The organism is Streptomyces sp. NPDC056160, from assembly GCF_042268205.1.
Lineage (GTDB): Bacteria > Actinomycetota > Actinomycetes > Streptomycetales > Streptomycetaceae > Streptomyces.
Window position 1 is genome coordinate 104,466 of sequence record NZ_JBHJUW010000001.1, and the last position, 12,405, is coordinate 116,870.

Annotated in this window: 10 protein-coding genes, 1 tRNA gene, 1 other RNA gene and 2 pseudogenes; 10 read left to right on the forward strand and 4 right to left on the reverse strand. The window is 73.3% G+C overall.

The annotated features are described in order from the left end of the window. Positions 1-201 precede the first annotated feature (201 nt). Positions 202-498 carry a type II toxin-antitoxin system VapB family antitoxin gene (locus ACFC02_RS00500; protein ID WP_003986294.1) on the reverse strand — a complete coding sequence of 99 codons (297 nt, stop codon included), beginning with the start codon at positions 496-498 and terminating at the stop codon, positions 202-204. 115 nt (positions 499-613) lie between these two features. On the opposite strand from ACFC02_RS00500, the pseudogene ACFC02_RS00505 reads away from it, so the two are divergent. Then, positions 614-1,711 (forward strand): annotated as a pseudogene (locus ACFC02_RS00505) (helicase HerA-like domain-containing protein); the annotation flags it as partial. Between the two features lie 136 nt (positions 1,712-1,847). On the opposite strand, the gene ACFC02_RS00510 reads toward ACFC02_RS00505, so the two are convergent. Both ACFC02_RS00510 and ACFC02_RS00515 read right to left on the reverse strand, forming a co-directional pair. Further along, positions 1,848-2,675, reverse strand: coding sequence for a DUF308 domain-containing protein (locus tag ACFC02_RS00510; RefSeq protein ID WP_376350136.1), 828 nt, complete (start codon positions 2,673-2,675; stop codon positions 1,848-1,850). Positions 2,676-2,752: 77 nt separating this feature from the next. Beyond that, positions 2,753-3,346 (reverse strand): HhH-GPD-type base excision DNA repair protein, encoded by a 594-nt coding sequence (locus ACFC02_RS00515; RefSeq protein WP_376350139.1) that lies wholly within the window; start codon positions 3,344-3,346, stop codon positions 2,753-2,755. A 69-nt stretch (positions 3,347-3,415) separates the two neighbouring features. On the opposite strand from ACFC02_RS00515, the gene ACFC02_RS00520 reads away from it, so the two are divergent. From ACFC02_RS00520 to ACFC02_RS00540, 5 genes and pseudogenes are all read left to right on the forward strand, one after another. After that, a complete protein-coding gene (locus ACFC02_RS00520; RefSeq protein WP_376350142.1) occupies positions 3,416-3,676 on the forward strand; it encodes a hypothetical protein in 261 nt (86 codons plus the stop codon). Next, entirely contained in the window at positions 3,661-4,026 is a 366-nt protein-coding gene (locus tag ACFC02_RS00525) for a hypothetical protein (RefSeq protein WP_376350145.1), read from the forward strand. The genes ACFC02_RS00520 and ACFC02_RS00525 overlap by 16 nt, the downstream gene beginning before the upstream one ends. 124 nt (positions 4,027-4,150) lie before the next feature. Then, entirely contained in the window at positions 4,151-4,414 is a 264-nt protein-coding gene (locus ACFC02_RS00530) for a hypothetical protein (RefSeq protein ID WP_376350148.1), read from the forward strand. Positions 4,415-4,426: 12 nt separating this feature from the next. Beyond that, positions 4,427-5,401, forward strand: coding sequence for a DUF2637 domain-containing protein (locus tag ACFC02_RS00535; protein WP_376350150.1), 975 nt, complete (start codon positions 4,427-4,429; stop codon positions 5,399-5,401). A 210-nt stretch (positions 5,402-5,611) separates the two neighbouring features. After that, positions 5,612-5,749 (forward strand): annotated as a pseudogene (locus ACFC02_RS00540) (site-specific integrase); the annotation flags it as partial. 69 nt (positions 5,750-5,818) lie between these two features. On the opposite strand, the gene ACFC02_RS00545 reads toward ACFC02_RS00540, so the two are convergent. Then, positions 5,819-5,906: transfer RNA gene (locus ACFC02_RS00545), tRNA-Ser, on the reverse strand. Between the two features lie 72 nt (positions 5,907-5,978). Between ACFC02_RS00545 and ffs the strand changes: the two genes are divergently transcribed. The 4 genes from ffs (at position 5,979) to ACFC02_RS00565 (ending at position 12,310) form a co-directional block, all read left to right on the forward strand. Further along, positions 5,979-6,077, forward strand: an RNA gene (gene ffs, locus ACFC02_RS00550) — signal recognition particle sRNA small type. Between the two features lie 58 nt (positions 6,078-6,135). Then, positions 6,136-8,577 carry a DNA polymerase III subunit gamma and tau gene (locus ACFC02_RS00555; protein WP_376350153.1) on the forward strand — a complete coding sequence of 814 codons (2,442 nt, stop codon included), beginning with the start codon at positions 6,136-6,138 and terminating at the stop codon, positions 8,575-8,577. Between the two features lie 114 nt (positions 8,578-8,691). After that, positions 8,692-9,945: a phosphoribosylamine--glycine ligase gene (purD, locus tag ACFC02_RS00560; RefSeq protein ID WP_376350156.1), complete on the forward strand. Its 1,254-nt coding sequence runs from the start codon at positions 8,692-8,694 to the stop codon at positions 9,943-9,945. 397 nt (positions 9,946-10,342) lie between these two features. Further along, positions 10,343-12,310, forward strand: a complete 1,968-nt coding sequence (locus tag ACFC02_RS00565; protein ID WP_376350158.1) for a hypothetical protein — start codon at positions 10,343-10,345, stop codon at positions 12,308-12,310. Positions 12,311-12,405: the final 95 nt, after the last annotated feature.

Genomic DNA, 12,405 nt, shown 5'->3' on the forward strand with positions numbered 1-12,405 from the left:
GAGTCAGCATGCTCATGGGCGCAGCGTAGTGCGCCGGGGCGGCGATTCCTACTAGATGATCATTGGATATCGCCCAGTAGAACCCGAAAGGTCCAAACCGTTACCCGGCAGGCCGCGGTCGGGGCCGGGCCCGGCCCGGGCCGGAGACCCGGGTCGTGGGGCCGAAGACGCGGATCGGTCCGGAGGGGAGGTCCGGCCGGCTCAGCCCAGTTCGAGCACGCGCGCGTGCAGCACCTGGCGCTGCTGCAGCGCCGCCCGCACCGCGCGGTGGAGCCCGTCCTCCAGGTACAGGTCGCCCTGCCACTTCACGACGTGCGCGAAGAGGTCGCCGTAGAAGGTCGAGTCCTCCGCCAGGAGGGTCTCCAGGTCGAGCTGCTGCTTGGTCGTCACGAGCTGATCGAGGCGGACCGGGCGCGGCGCGACGTCCGCCCACTGCCGGGTGCTCTCCCGGCCGTGGTCGGGGTACGGCCGGCCGTTTCCGATGCGCTTGAAGATCACACGGAAAGCCTACCGGCCCAGAGCTTGCGGGCGCAGCCTCGGCAGCGCAGTGCGACGCTGGAAAAGCCGCGGCAAACCGGGCGAATCGGGACCACGGGCTGAACAGGGGCTTGAGATGAGCGACAGCGAGACCGCGCCCGGGGCGCCGGGCGAGGACCCCGAGCTCCCGCCCGAGGCCCGGCGGATCGCCTCCGGATACGCCTTCACCGGTCCCGCGCTCGACCTGGGCGCCCTCATCTGGGGCGGCGACTGCCTGCCCGAAGCCCAGGTCCGTATCCCGCTGGCGATGCTCAACCGCCATGGGCTGGTCGCCGGCGCCACCGGCACCGGCAAGACCAAGACGCTCCAACTCGTGGCCGAACAGCTCTCGGCCCAGGGCGTGCCCGTCTTCCTCGCCGACGTCAAGGGCGACCTGTCGGGCGTCTCGGTGCCCGGCGCGGCGAACGACCGGATCAGGTCGCGGGCCGCCGAGGTGCGCCAGGAGTGGACGCCGGCCGGCTTCCCCGCCGAGTTCTACGCGCTCGGCGGCACGGGACACGGCGTACCGCTGCGTGCCACGGTCACCAGTTTCGGCCCGGTCCTCCTGTCCAAGGTGCTCGAACTCAACCAGACCCAGGAGCAGTCGCTCGCGCTGATCTTCCACTACGCCGACACCAAGGGGCTGGAACTGATCGACCTGAAGGACCTCAGGGCGGTCGTCGCCTTCCTGACCTCCGAGGAGGGGAAACAGGAACTGCGGGGCATCGGCGGGCTGTCGACCGCGACGGCCGGGGTGATCCTGCGGTCCCTGACCGCCTTGGAGGCGCAGGGCATGGCGGACTTCCTCGGCGAACCGGAGTTCGACACGAGCGAGTTCCTGCGTACGGCGGCCGACGGCCGCGGCATCGTCTCCGTCCTCGAACTGCCCGCCGTGCAGGACCGGCCGCGGCTCTTCTCGACCTTCCTGATGTGGCTGCTCGCCGACCTCTTCCACGACCTGCCGGAGGTCGGTGACGCCGACAAGCCCAAGCTGGTGTTCTTCTTCGACGAGGCGCACCTGCTCTTCGACGACGCCTCGAAGGCGTTCCTGGAGTCGATCACGCAGACGGTGCGCCTCATCCGCTCCAAGGGCGTCGGCGTCTTCTTCGTGACCCAGACCCCGAAGGACGTGCCCGCCGACGTCCTCGGCCAGCTCGTCAACCGCGTCCAGCACGCCCTGCGCGCCGGCACCCCGACGCCCGGCCCGCAAAGGACCCCGCGGACTCAGCCGCCTTCGCGGTCGCGGGTGGCGGTCGCGGGTGGCGGCGGGGGCCGGTGGTGGGCGTCCCGCTCGGGGCGGCGGCGTAGGCGCCGGGCGCCGTGCTGACGTCTCAGACGGTGCGCGGCACGTGCTGGGCGTGGCGGCGGATGCGGAAGGCGGTGACGATCTCCATGACGCCGACCACGACCAGCCACCAGCCACCCAGCAGGGTGAGGACGGCGACCGACGCGAGCGGCGAGTCGATCAGCACGATCCCGGCGATGAAGGTGAGCACGCCGAGGAAGATCTGCCAGCCGCGGGCGGGCGCCGTACGGTCGTGCACGGCGGCGATCGTCTGCGTGATCCCGCGGATCAGCCAGCCGATGCCGATCCAGAGGGCCAGCAGGAGGATCGACTGCATGGCGCCGCGGAAACAGAACAGGCCCAGCAGGATCGACAGGGCGCCGCTGACGAAGGCCAGCACGCGCAGCGCCGTCGACTTGTGCGTGCCGAAGGCGGAGACCAGTTGGAGCACCCCGCTGACGACGAGGTAGACGCCGAAGAGGATCCCGGCGGCCAGCAGCGAGGCACTCGGCCAGAGCAGCACGAGGATGCCCAGGACGAGGGCGGCCACCCCGGTGGCGAGGACTGCCTGCCAGGCGGCGCGGGAGAGCAGGTGCAGGGGCCCTTCCAGCGCTGGTTCGTAGCGGGGATCGGTGCGCGGCGGAGGCGTCGTCTGCGGGCTCCCGGCGCTCCCGGCGCCGCCGGGCCCCCCAGGGGCCTGTGGTTCACGTGGGTCGCGGGGGTCCCGGCCGCTTCCGGGGCCCTGTGGCTCCCGTGACTCCCCTGGCTCCCGTGGCTCGTGTGGATCTCGGGGGTTTCGTGGGTCTCGCATCGCGTGGACGCGGCGGTCGTCGTAGCCCGGCCCGCCGGGGCCGTCGCTCGGTGGCTCGGTCATGGTCCATGCTGGGACCGGGCGCGGGCCGGTCGCCACCGCTGTAGGCCGTACGGCTGACGGAGCGCCGCCTCCTCGCGTCACTTACCGGCGGATTTCGCCGCCTTCGCCGCGGCCTTCATCTCCTGCTTGTGCGCCCGCACCTTGGCGAGCGACTCGGGGCCGGTGATGTCGGCGACGGACCGGAAGGCCTCCGGTTCGCCGTACGCCCCGGCGGCCTCCCGCCAGCCCTCGGGGCGGACCCCGAGCTGCTTGCCGAGCAGCGCGAGGAAGATCTGCGCCTTCTGCTTGCCGAAGCCGGGCAGTTCCTCCAGGCGGCGCAGCAGTTCCGGTCCGTCGGCCACGTCCCGCCACAGAGCCTCGGGATCGCCGTCGTAGTGCTCGACGAGGTAGTGGCACAGCTGCTGGATCCTCTTGGCCATCGACCCCGGGTAGCGGTGCACGGCGGGCTTGTCCGACAGCAGACGGGCGAAGGTCTCCGGGTCGAACGCCACGATCTCGTGCGCGTCCAGGTCGCCGGTGCCCATGCGCTGGGCGATCGTGGCCGGTCCCTTGAACGCCCACTCCATCGGAATCTGCTGGTCCAGCAGCATCCCGACCAGTGCGGCGAGCGGACTGCGGCCCAGGAGCGCGTCGGCGTCGGGGTCCTGGGCGAGGTGCACGGTGACGTTCATGTCCCGATGATCGCCCTCCGGAGGACGGCCCGCACGGGTTGTGGTGAGCGATTCGCCGTACGCGTCCGTATGTCCTGGCGCCACGTCCTGCCGGGCGCGGCCGGCGCGGGCGTCCCGTTCGGCGCCGGCGCGCCGGGCGGTCGCGGCAGCGTGCAGTTCACCCTGGGCCCGGGCAGGGTCGGCCAGAACGCCGTGGAGGTCGTCGTCCTCGGCCCGGACGGCGGCCCCCTCACCGTTCCGATCGCCGGGGCCGGGATCGCGAGGGTGACGGTGCGGGGGTCGGAGCCGGAGCAGGCGAGTGCGGGGAGGACCGTATGGATCAAGAATTAGTCGTATTGGGCGAACACGTTTCGCCGAGCCGTCAATTGGGCCACCTGAGGCTTTTTTGTTCCTGTTCCGTAACCTTGCATATTCCGGGGCGTTATGCGGGTGTCGCGCCGCCGCGCCAACGGAGAAAAATCATGTGGAACTTCACCCTTTGGACGCTGGTCGTGTGTGCTTCAGCCTGCACCGCAGGCTCTATTCTCATGCCGCCCTACCAGTGCAGAATGTGGCGGGTCGACGCCGAGGAATTGCGTCGCCGTCGGCACATGGTTGCGGTGCTGAAGAACAATACCCGGCCGATCGAGGGGGACCCGACCGTCGAGGAGCCGGCGCCGGACGTCCATCTCGTCGGCTGAACGGATGAAGCATCCGATCGCACATATAGGTCTAATCAGGGAATTCCTTCACCCGTTTGCCGCGCATCCGGGGAAGTCGGGTGGCGTTAGTCGGGATATGACTAAGGCATCCAGGGAAGGGTACTTGGGTCTGCTCGTGGGCCGCGAGCGCGAGGACGCGAGTGCCGGGCACGCGGTGGCGTTGGGTCCCTACACCTACCTACCCGCCCCCGTGCGCTCGCCGTCCGGCGTCAACGGCACCCTGAGCAGGGGCGGTTCCCCCGTCGCACTGAAGGCCACCGAATCGCTGCTGCGGGATTTCCTGGACGCGATGAGCGCACTCGAAGCCGACCTCGCCCGCCGCTGGGTCGGCTCGGACGGCCGCCCCGTCTTCTCGCGGCCCGAATAGCCGGGTCGCGGCATGTATGACGAACGTATCGACCGACGTCCGGGCTACTCCCCCGATTATCCCTACGCGGAACCGGCAGGTTTCGACGAGCCCCGCCCCCGTACCGGCACCGGCCGGCACCGGGCCCCCACCCAGTTCTTCTCGGGCACCCTCGGCCCCCTGGTCCCACCGGACTCGGCGTGGGACCCGGCCGAGGAACTGGCTTTCATGCTCCAGGACGCCATGGAGCGACAGTCGCCACAAAATCCCGTAGAGGCCGAATTCCCGGCGCCATCGACGAACTCGGCGGACCCGGCGGCCCCGATGGCAATGGGAAGCACGGAAAATGCGGGAAATGCGGCGGAACCGCACGAAGTGAAGCCCTCCCGCGGAACGCCGAACACGCCATTGGAGAACCTTCAGGAAATCACGGCGGAACTTCCTCCCCTGCGGGCCGGCTCACGGGGACACCGGAAAGTCCGTGAACGCAGGCGGCCGAGCGGCGTGCGCACCGCCAGCCATGTCCTCGGCGCCCTGGCGGCGGTGACCGCCTCCACGGTGAGCTTCTTCGGCGGCATGGTCGCCTACGACCCGCTGCGCCTCGTGGCCGTCGCCCGGATGCAGGACGGCCTCGCGTCGTGGTGGCCGCTGCTGGTGTACGGGCCCTGGCTGGTGGCCTCGCTGTCCGTGCTGCGCGCCGCACTGCACCGCCGCCGTGCCGTCCACTCGTGGTGCGTGGTGCTGCTCTTCTCGTCCATCGCGATGCTCCTGTGCGTGGTCCAGGCGCCCAAGACGATCGTGGACATGGCGGCGGCGGCCCTGCCGGGCCTGGCGTCCCTGGCCTGCTTCCAGCAGCTCGTACGCCAGATCACCCTGACCCGTCCGCCCCGCCGCACGGCCCCCCGCCACCGCGTGCGCCGCCCCTTCCCGCCGGACCCCGCCCGGGACGAGCCGAGGCCATCGGCTTCCGCCCCGCCCTCCCGCGCGTCCGCCTCGCCTTCCGCCTGAGGGGCGAACCTCCCCTCTGGGGGGCCCACCTCCCCCCTGAGGAGCTCGCCTCTCTCCCCCGAGTCGGTCACCACGTCCCGGACGGCCGCAAGGAAGTCTTCCGTCCGCGGACGGGTGAGACGGGTGAGACGGGTGGGGCGGGCAGGGCGGGCCAGGTGGACCGGGCCGTCCGGGGCGTCGGGGGCGTCGGAGACCGGGGCGGAGCGGACACCGGGAACGGACTGCCACGACGGGAAGCGGCTGCTGGGAGACGCCGGCGTCCGGGACGGGCGACTGCACGGCGCACGGCACACCGCGGGCGCCGTGCTCATGCTGCTCGGGATGCCGGACAGGGTCATCGACCAGATCAGTCTGAGGACAACGACGAAGGGCCCCCTGTTTCCAGGGGGCCCTTCGACATCGTGCCCGGTGAGGCACTGGCGGAGGATACGAGATTCGAACTCGTGAGGGGTTGCCCCCAACACGCTTTCCAAGCGTGCGCCCTAGGCCTCTAGGCGAATCCTCCGCCGGAAACATTACATGACGCGGAGGAGTGCTCGCGAACTCGTTCCCCGGCCCCGGGATCGGGTAGTCTTTCGGCAGCCCCTCACGCGGCGCTATCTGACTGAACTCCCCCAGGGCCGGAAGGCAGCAAGGGTAGGTCGGCTCTGGCGGGTGCGTGGGGGGCGCTTGCGTGGGGCGGCGGGTTCCGCGGGCCGGGCCGGTTGTCAGTGGGCGCCTATAACCTCGTATGCGTGTCGTCTCTCGCGCTGTACCGCCGCTACCGACCGGAGTCCTTCGCCGAGGTCATCGGGCAGGAGCATGTCACCGACCCGCTGCAGCAGGCGCTGCGGAACAACCGGGTCAACCACGCGTACCTGTTCAGCGGTCCGCGCGGGTGCGGCAAGACGACCAGCGCGCGGATTCTCGCCCGCTGCCTGAACTGCGAGAACGGCCCGACGCCCACGCCCTGCGGCACGTGCGACTCCTGCCGGGACCTGGCGCGCAACGGCCCCGGTTCCATCGACGTCATCGAGATCGACGCCGCTTCGCACGGCGGTGTGGACGACGCCCGTGACCTGCGGGAGAAGGCCTTCTTCGGGCCCGCTCGCAGCCGCTACAAGATCTACATCATCGACGAGGCCCACATGGTCACGTCGGCGGGCTTCAACGCGCTGCTCAAGGTGGTGGAGGAGCCGCCGGAGCATCTGAAGTTCATCTTCGCGACCACCGAGCCCGAGAAGGTCATCGGGACGATCCGCTCGCGGACCCACCACTACCCCTTCCGGCTGGTCCCCCCGGGAACCCTGCGGGACTACCTGGGCGAGGTGTGCCAGAAGGAGGACATCCCCGTCGAGGACGGGGTGCTCCCGCTGGTCGTGCGGGCCGGAGCCGGTTCCGTGCGTGACTCCATGTCCGTCATGGACCAGCTGCTCGCCGGTGCGGGAGAGGCCGGTGTGACGTACGCCATGGCCACCTCCCTCCTCGGGTACACCGACGGCTCGCTGCTGGACTCCGTCGTCGAGGCGTTCTCGTCCGGGGAGGGCGCGGACGCCTTCGAGGTCGTCGACCGCGTCATCGAGGGCGGCAACGACCCGCGGCGCTTCGTCGCCGACCTGCTGGAGCGGCTGCGGGACCTGGTGATCCTCGCCGCCGTGCCCGACGCGGCCGAGAAGGGGCTCATCGACGCCCCCGCCGACGTGATCGAACGCATGCAGGCCCAGGCCGCCTCCTTCGGACCCGCCGAACTGAGCCGCGCCGCCGACCTGGTCAACGAGGGCCTGACCGAGATGCGCGGCGCCACCTCGCCCCGCCTCCAGCTCGAACTGATCTGCGCGCGCGTGCTGCTGCCCGCCGCGTACGGCGACGAGCGGTCCGTGATGGCCCGCCTCGACCGGATCGAGCGGGGCGTGAGCTTCAGCACAGGCGCGGGAGCGCCCGCGATGGGCTACGTGCCCGGGCCCGAGGCGCACGGCGGAGCCGGTCCGGTCGCCGCCGTGGGTCCGGTGCCGTCCGGAGCAGGCCCCGCGGCGGCCAGGGCGGCGGTACGAACCGCCGGGCCCCAGGGCGGCCAGGGGGCGCAGGGTGCGCCGGGTACGCAGGGTGCCTCGGGTGCCCAGGCGGTGCCCGGTGCTCCAGGTGCTGCCGGTGTTTCGGGCGGGCCCGGCAGCTCGGCCCGGCCGGAGGCCGCCCCCGTGGCTCCCGCGGCCTCCGCGGCTCCGGAGGCTCCGGCCGCCCCTGGGGCCGGTGACCGTACCCAGGAGGCGCCCGCGGGCCCGCCGCCCCCGCCTGCCGCCTCCCCGACCCCGGCGGCTCCGCCTGCCGGTCCGTCCGCGGGCGGTGCGCCCGGTGCCTGGCCCACGGCCGCGTCGGCCGGTGCCGGGACCAGGCGGCCCGGCGGCTGGCCCACGGCGGCGGCACCGGGCGGCGGTCAACCCGCGCCCGGGACCGGCGCGGCAGCGGCAGGCGCCCCGGTGGGCGGGCCGGGAAGCGCACCCGCCGCCCGGGCCACCGCTCCGGCTGCCCCCGCAGCCGCACCCGCCCCCGCGGGTGGCGGACTCGATCCCCGCCAGCTGTGGCCGAACATCCTGGAGGCGGTGAAGAACCGCCGCCGCTTCACCTGGATCCTGCTCAGCCAGAACGCCCAGGTCACCGGCTTCGACGGCACCACCCTCCAAGTCGGTTTCGTCAACGCGGGCGCGCGGGACAACTTCGCGAGCAGCGGCAGCGAGGACGTGCTGCGGCAGGCGCTGGCCGAGCAGTTCAGCGTCCAGTGGAAGATCGAGGCGGTCGTCGACCCGACGGGCGGCGGTGCCCCCGCGCCCGCCCCCTCCGGCGGTTACGGAGGCGGCGGCGGTTACGGAGGCGGTGGCTACGGCGGTGGCGGCAGCGGCGCCCACCCGGGCGGTCCGGCGGCCCCGCAGCGTACGGCGGCCCCCCAGACCGCGTCCGTGGCTCCGGGCTCCGGCGCCCCGGCCCCCGACCGGCCCTCGGCGGCGCGTACGGCCTCAGCAGCCGGCCCGGCCACGGCGGCCCGTCCCGGCAGGGCCTCCGCACCGGAGCCCGCTCCCGTCGCCCCCGAGGACGACATTCCCGAGGAGGACGACCCCGACCTCGACGAGTCCGCCCTGTCCGGCCACGACCTGATCGTGCGGGAACTGGGCGCGACCGTGGTGGAGGAGTACCCCACGGAGTAGCGGGGTGCGGGACCTGGATACGGTCCCGCCTCGGAGGAACGTACGAGCGGCCTCTTGCCGGCCCCTCGGCATCCCGCACAAAACGGGGCCGCGCCCTGCCGTTAGGCTGACCCCGTGAAGGTCCTCGTCATCGGCGGCGGCGCTCGTGAGCACGCCCTGTGCCGTTCCCTGTCCCTCGACCCCGACGTCACCGCGCTGCACTGCGCGCCCGGCAACGCCGGGATCGCCGAGGTCGCCGAGCTGCACCCGGTCGACGCCCTCGACGGCGCTGCCGTCGCCGCGCTGGCCACCCGGCTCGGTGCCGGCCTGGTGGTCGTCGGCCCCGAGGCGCCGCTGGTCGCCGGTGTCGCCGACGCCGTGCGTGAGGCGGGCATCCCCGTCTTCGGGCCGTCCGGCGAGGCGGCGCGGCTGGAGGGCTCCAAGGCCTTCGCGAAGGACGTGATGGCGGGAGCCGGTGTCCCGACCGCCCGGTCCTACGTCTGCACCACGGCGAAGGAGGTCGACGAGGCGCTGGCCGCCTTCGGCGCCCCCTACGTCGTCAAGGACGACGGACTCGCCGCGGGCAAGGGCGTCGTCGTCACCGACGACGTCGAGGCGGCCCGGGCGCACGCCGCCGCCTGCGACCGCGTGGTGATCGAGGAGTTCCTGGACGGTCCCGAGGTCTCCCTCTTCGCCATCACCGACGGCGAGACGGTGCTTCCGCTCCAGCCCGCCCAGGACTTCAAGCGCGCCCTGGACGGCGACGAGGGGCCGAACACCGGCGGCATGGGCGCGTACTCCCCGCTGCCCTGGGCCGACCCCAAGCTGGTGGACGACGTGCTGCGGAGCGTGCTGCAGCCCACCGTCGACGAGATGCGCCGCCGGGGCACGCCGTTCTCCGGGCTGCTCTACGCGGGCCTCGCGATCACCGGCCGCGGTGTCCGGGTGATCGAGTTCAACGCCCGCTTCGGCGACCCCGAGACGCAGGTCGTCCTGGCCCGCCTGCAGACCCCCCTCGCGGGCGTCCTGCTGGCCGCGGCCACCGGCTCCCTCGCCGACCTGGCACCCCTGCGCTGGAGCGACGACGCGGCCGTCACGGTGGTCCTCGCCTCGCACAACTACCCCGGCACCCCGCGCACCGGCGACCCGATCGCCGGCCTCGACGAGGTGGCCGCCCAGGACGCCCCGCACGCGTACGTGCTGCACGCGGGCACTCGGCGCGAGGACGACGCCGTCCTGAGCGCGGGTGGCCGCGTCCTGTCCGTCACGGCCACCGGCAAGGACCTGACCGAGGCCCGCGAACGGGCGTACGCCGCTGTCGGACGCATCCGCCTGGACGGGGCCCAGCACCGCACGGACATCGCCGCCAAGGCGGCTGCGGGCGCGTAGGAGCGCGCGGAGCGCGCGCCCAGGAACGCCCGGAACACCCGCGGCGGGAACGTGGACCGATCAGCGCCCGCGGCGGGTGTTCGGCGCCACTCAGCGCCCGCGGCGGCTGCTCGGCACCGCTCAGGACCAGGCCTTTCGAGGCACCTTCCGAAGATCAGGCCCCGGACAGGATCCGGGGCCTGATCTTTGCTGTGCGTCATCCACCTCTGACCAAAGCCATTCCATCGAGTGAGCAATGGCCCATCCGGCTGACGTGGGCCGGGCCCCCAACTAGGGTGCGGCGCAAGCGTTCCGGCACTTGGCCCACCGGCATTGCGATGTCAGTGGCGGGTGCCACAGTGGGGGAGTGAGCAACACAGGGCAGTTCGAGGCAGTCGGGAGGGGGTGACGTCAGGTCGTGACCGGAACCGGTGCGGAGGCCGGCGCGCAGTCGGCGCGCTCCCGGGCCCTGGCCGTGCTGCGCGTCCGCGGCCGGGCGCTGGCCGTCGCCCTGCTGCCCGCCGCCGTCGCCGTGATCCTGCTCGCGGGCGGATCCACGGGCCACCTCGTCGGCCCGGGCTGGGACCTGGCCCGGTGGGTGGTGGGCGCCGTGGCGGTCGTCGTCCTGCTCGCCGCCGCGGGCGTCGGACTGGTTGTGGCCCGCGCCCGCCCCGCCATGAGCCCGACGGTCCCGGTCCCGGAGGAGTCCGCGCCGGACCTGTACCGCCTGGTGCGCGACCTCGCCGACCGGCTGGACGTCCCTGCCCCCTCCGCCATAGCGCTCACCCCGGACTGCGACAGCTGGCTGGAGGACCGCACCCATCCGGCCCACGCGCCTCCCGCGGGCGGTGACCGGGAGGAGCCGGAAGGGCCGAGCGGCCCGTCCGCGGCCCGTCCGCGCCGCGCGGCGGCGCCCGTCCTCGTCATCGGCTCCCCGTTCCTGTGGTGGATGCGCGTCGGCGAACTGCGGGCCGTCCTCGCCCCGGTGGTGGCCGGTACGGGCCCGTCGGCGCACCCCGACATAGCCGCGGCCCGCCGGTTCGTCCGCGGGCTGGACGCGGCGGTGGCCGCCGCCTCCACGGCCGGCCGATGCCCCCTGTCGCACGCGGTGTGCGCCGGCGTCGGCTGGGTGGCCCGGCTGATGCTGCGCGGCTGCCGGGAGGACGCGGCCCAGATGGAGCGGGGCGTGGCGGCAGCCGCCGCCGAGCGCGCGCAGGCCGTGGACTACGGCCTGCGCATCGTCGCCCAGGAACAGGTGGGCCTGGCCTACGCGGGCTGGGACCGGCTGCTGACGCGGGTCGCGCTCCCCGCCTGGCGCATGGGGCGCTGGCCGTCCCGGCTGGACGCGGGCGTCGTCGCGGCGCTCACCGAGCTGTCCCGCCGGGACCGCCTGGCCGAGGGCTTCGCCTCCCGGCTCGGCGAGCGGCCCGCCTGCGACCTGCTGGAGGAGCCCGGCACGGTGGACGAGGCCGCCTCGCTCCTGGCCGCGCGACTCTTCCACGGCGGCCCGGCCGAGCGCGGCCCGAACTGGGCCCCGGTGGCCTGGCAGGACTACCCCGACGAGGTCGTCGACCGCAAGTGGCGCACCGACGCCGCCCGTCTGCACCGCGTCCTGGACACGATGGGCGTCCGCCGCTCCCCGGACTCCCCGGCGCAGGATCCGCACGGCACGACCCTGGCCCGCGTCCTGGATCACCTGTCCGGCCCGGCGCCGTTCCCTTCCGGCCATCCGCCGACCTCCACCGATGCCCTCGGCGTGGGCCCGGACTCGGCGCAGGGGACCGCGGCGGACCTCGGCACGAGCCCCGCCCCGGATCCCGCACATCCGGCAGACCCCGCCCCTCCCGCAGTCCCCGACGTCCCCTACGTCCCCGACGTCCTCGCAGTCCCCATAGCCTCCGAGCCGTCCGCGGGCCCTGCTGCTCCTGTTGCTCCTGCCGATCTCGCCGACCCGGACGAAGAGGCCGGTCCGGGCAACGAGCGCAGCGCCGCGCTCGCCGCCGGCCTCAGCGCGGAACTGGCCCGCGAGGAGACCACAGGGCCCGGGACCCGCGCGGCCACGGCGGAAGCCTCCGGCCAGGCCCCGGGCGCGCTTTCCTGGGACGAGGGCGCGCTGCCCCTGTTTCCCCTCCAGCCGCCGCGCACCGGCCGTGAACTTCTCGCCGACCATGTCACCGCGATGGTCTGCTGCGCCGCGATGGACACGGCGGGCGCCACCCCCGGCCTCGACTGGCTCGACGGCCCCGCCCTCCTGATCGACGGCGAGAGAGCCGCCGACCTCGCCCCCCGGGTCCTCGCCCTGGTCGAGGACGGCAACCCCCTGCCGCTGCGGACCTGGCTCATCGACGCGGGCATACGCCCGGAGAAGCCCGTACGGCTGGCCTGACTCCGACGGGCGCCGAACCGGAGGAAGAACTACCGGATCTCCTCCTTCCACTTTCGGTCAATTCGCAACGAGTAGTGACAACATGCGTGCGTTAT

Bases quoted from the DNA above. Each gene is read 5' to 3' on its own strand.
- ACFC02_RS00535 (WP_376350150.1), top strand. From the start codon at position 4,427: ATGTATGACGAACGTATCGACCGACGTCCGGGCTACTCCCCCGATTAT.
- ACFC02_RS00520 (WP_376350142.1), top strand. From the start codon at position 3,416: ATGTCCTGGCGCCACGTCCTGCCGGGCGCGGCCGGCGCGGGCGTCCCG.
- ACFC02_RS00525 (WP_376350145.1), top strand. From the start codon at position 3,661: ATGGATCAAGAATTAGTCGTATTGGGCGAACACGTTTCGCCGAGCCGT.
- ACFC02_RS00510 (WP_376350136.1), bottom strand. From the start codon at position 2,675: ATGACCGAGCCACCGAGCGACGGCCCCGGCGGGCCGGGCTACGACGAC.
- ACFC02_RS00515 (WP_376350139.1), bottom strand. From the start codon at position 3,346: ATGAACGTCACCGTGCACCTCGCCCAGGACCCCGACGCCGACGCGCTC.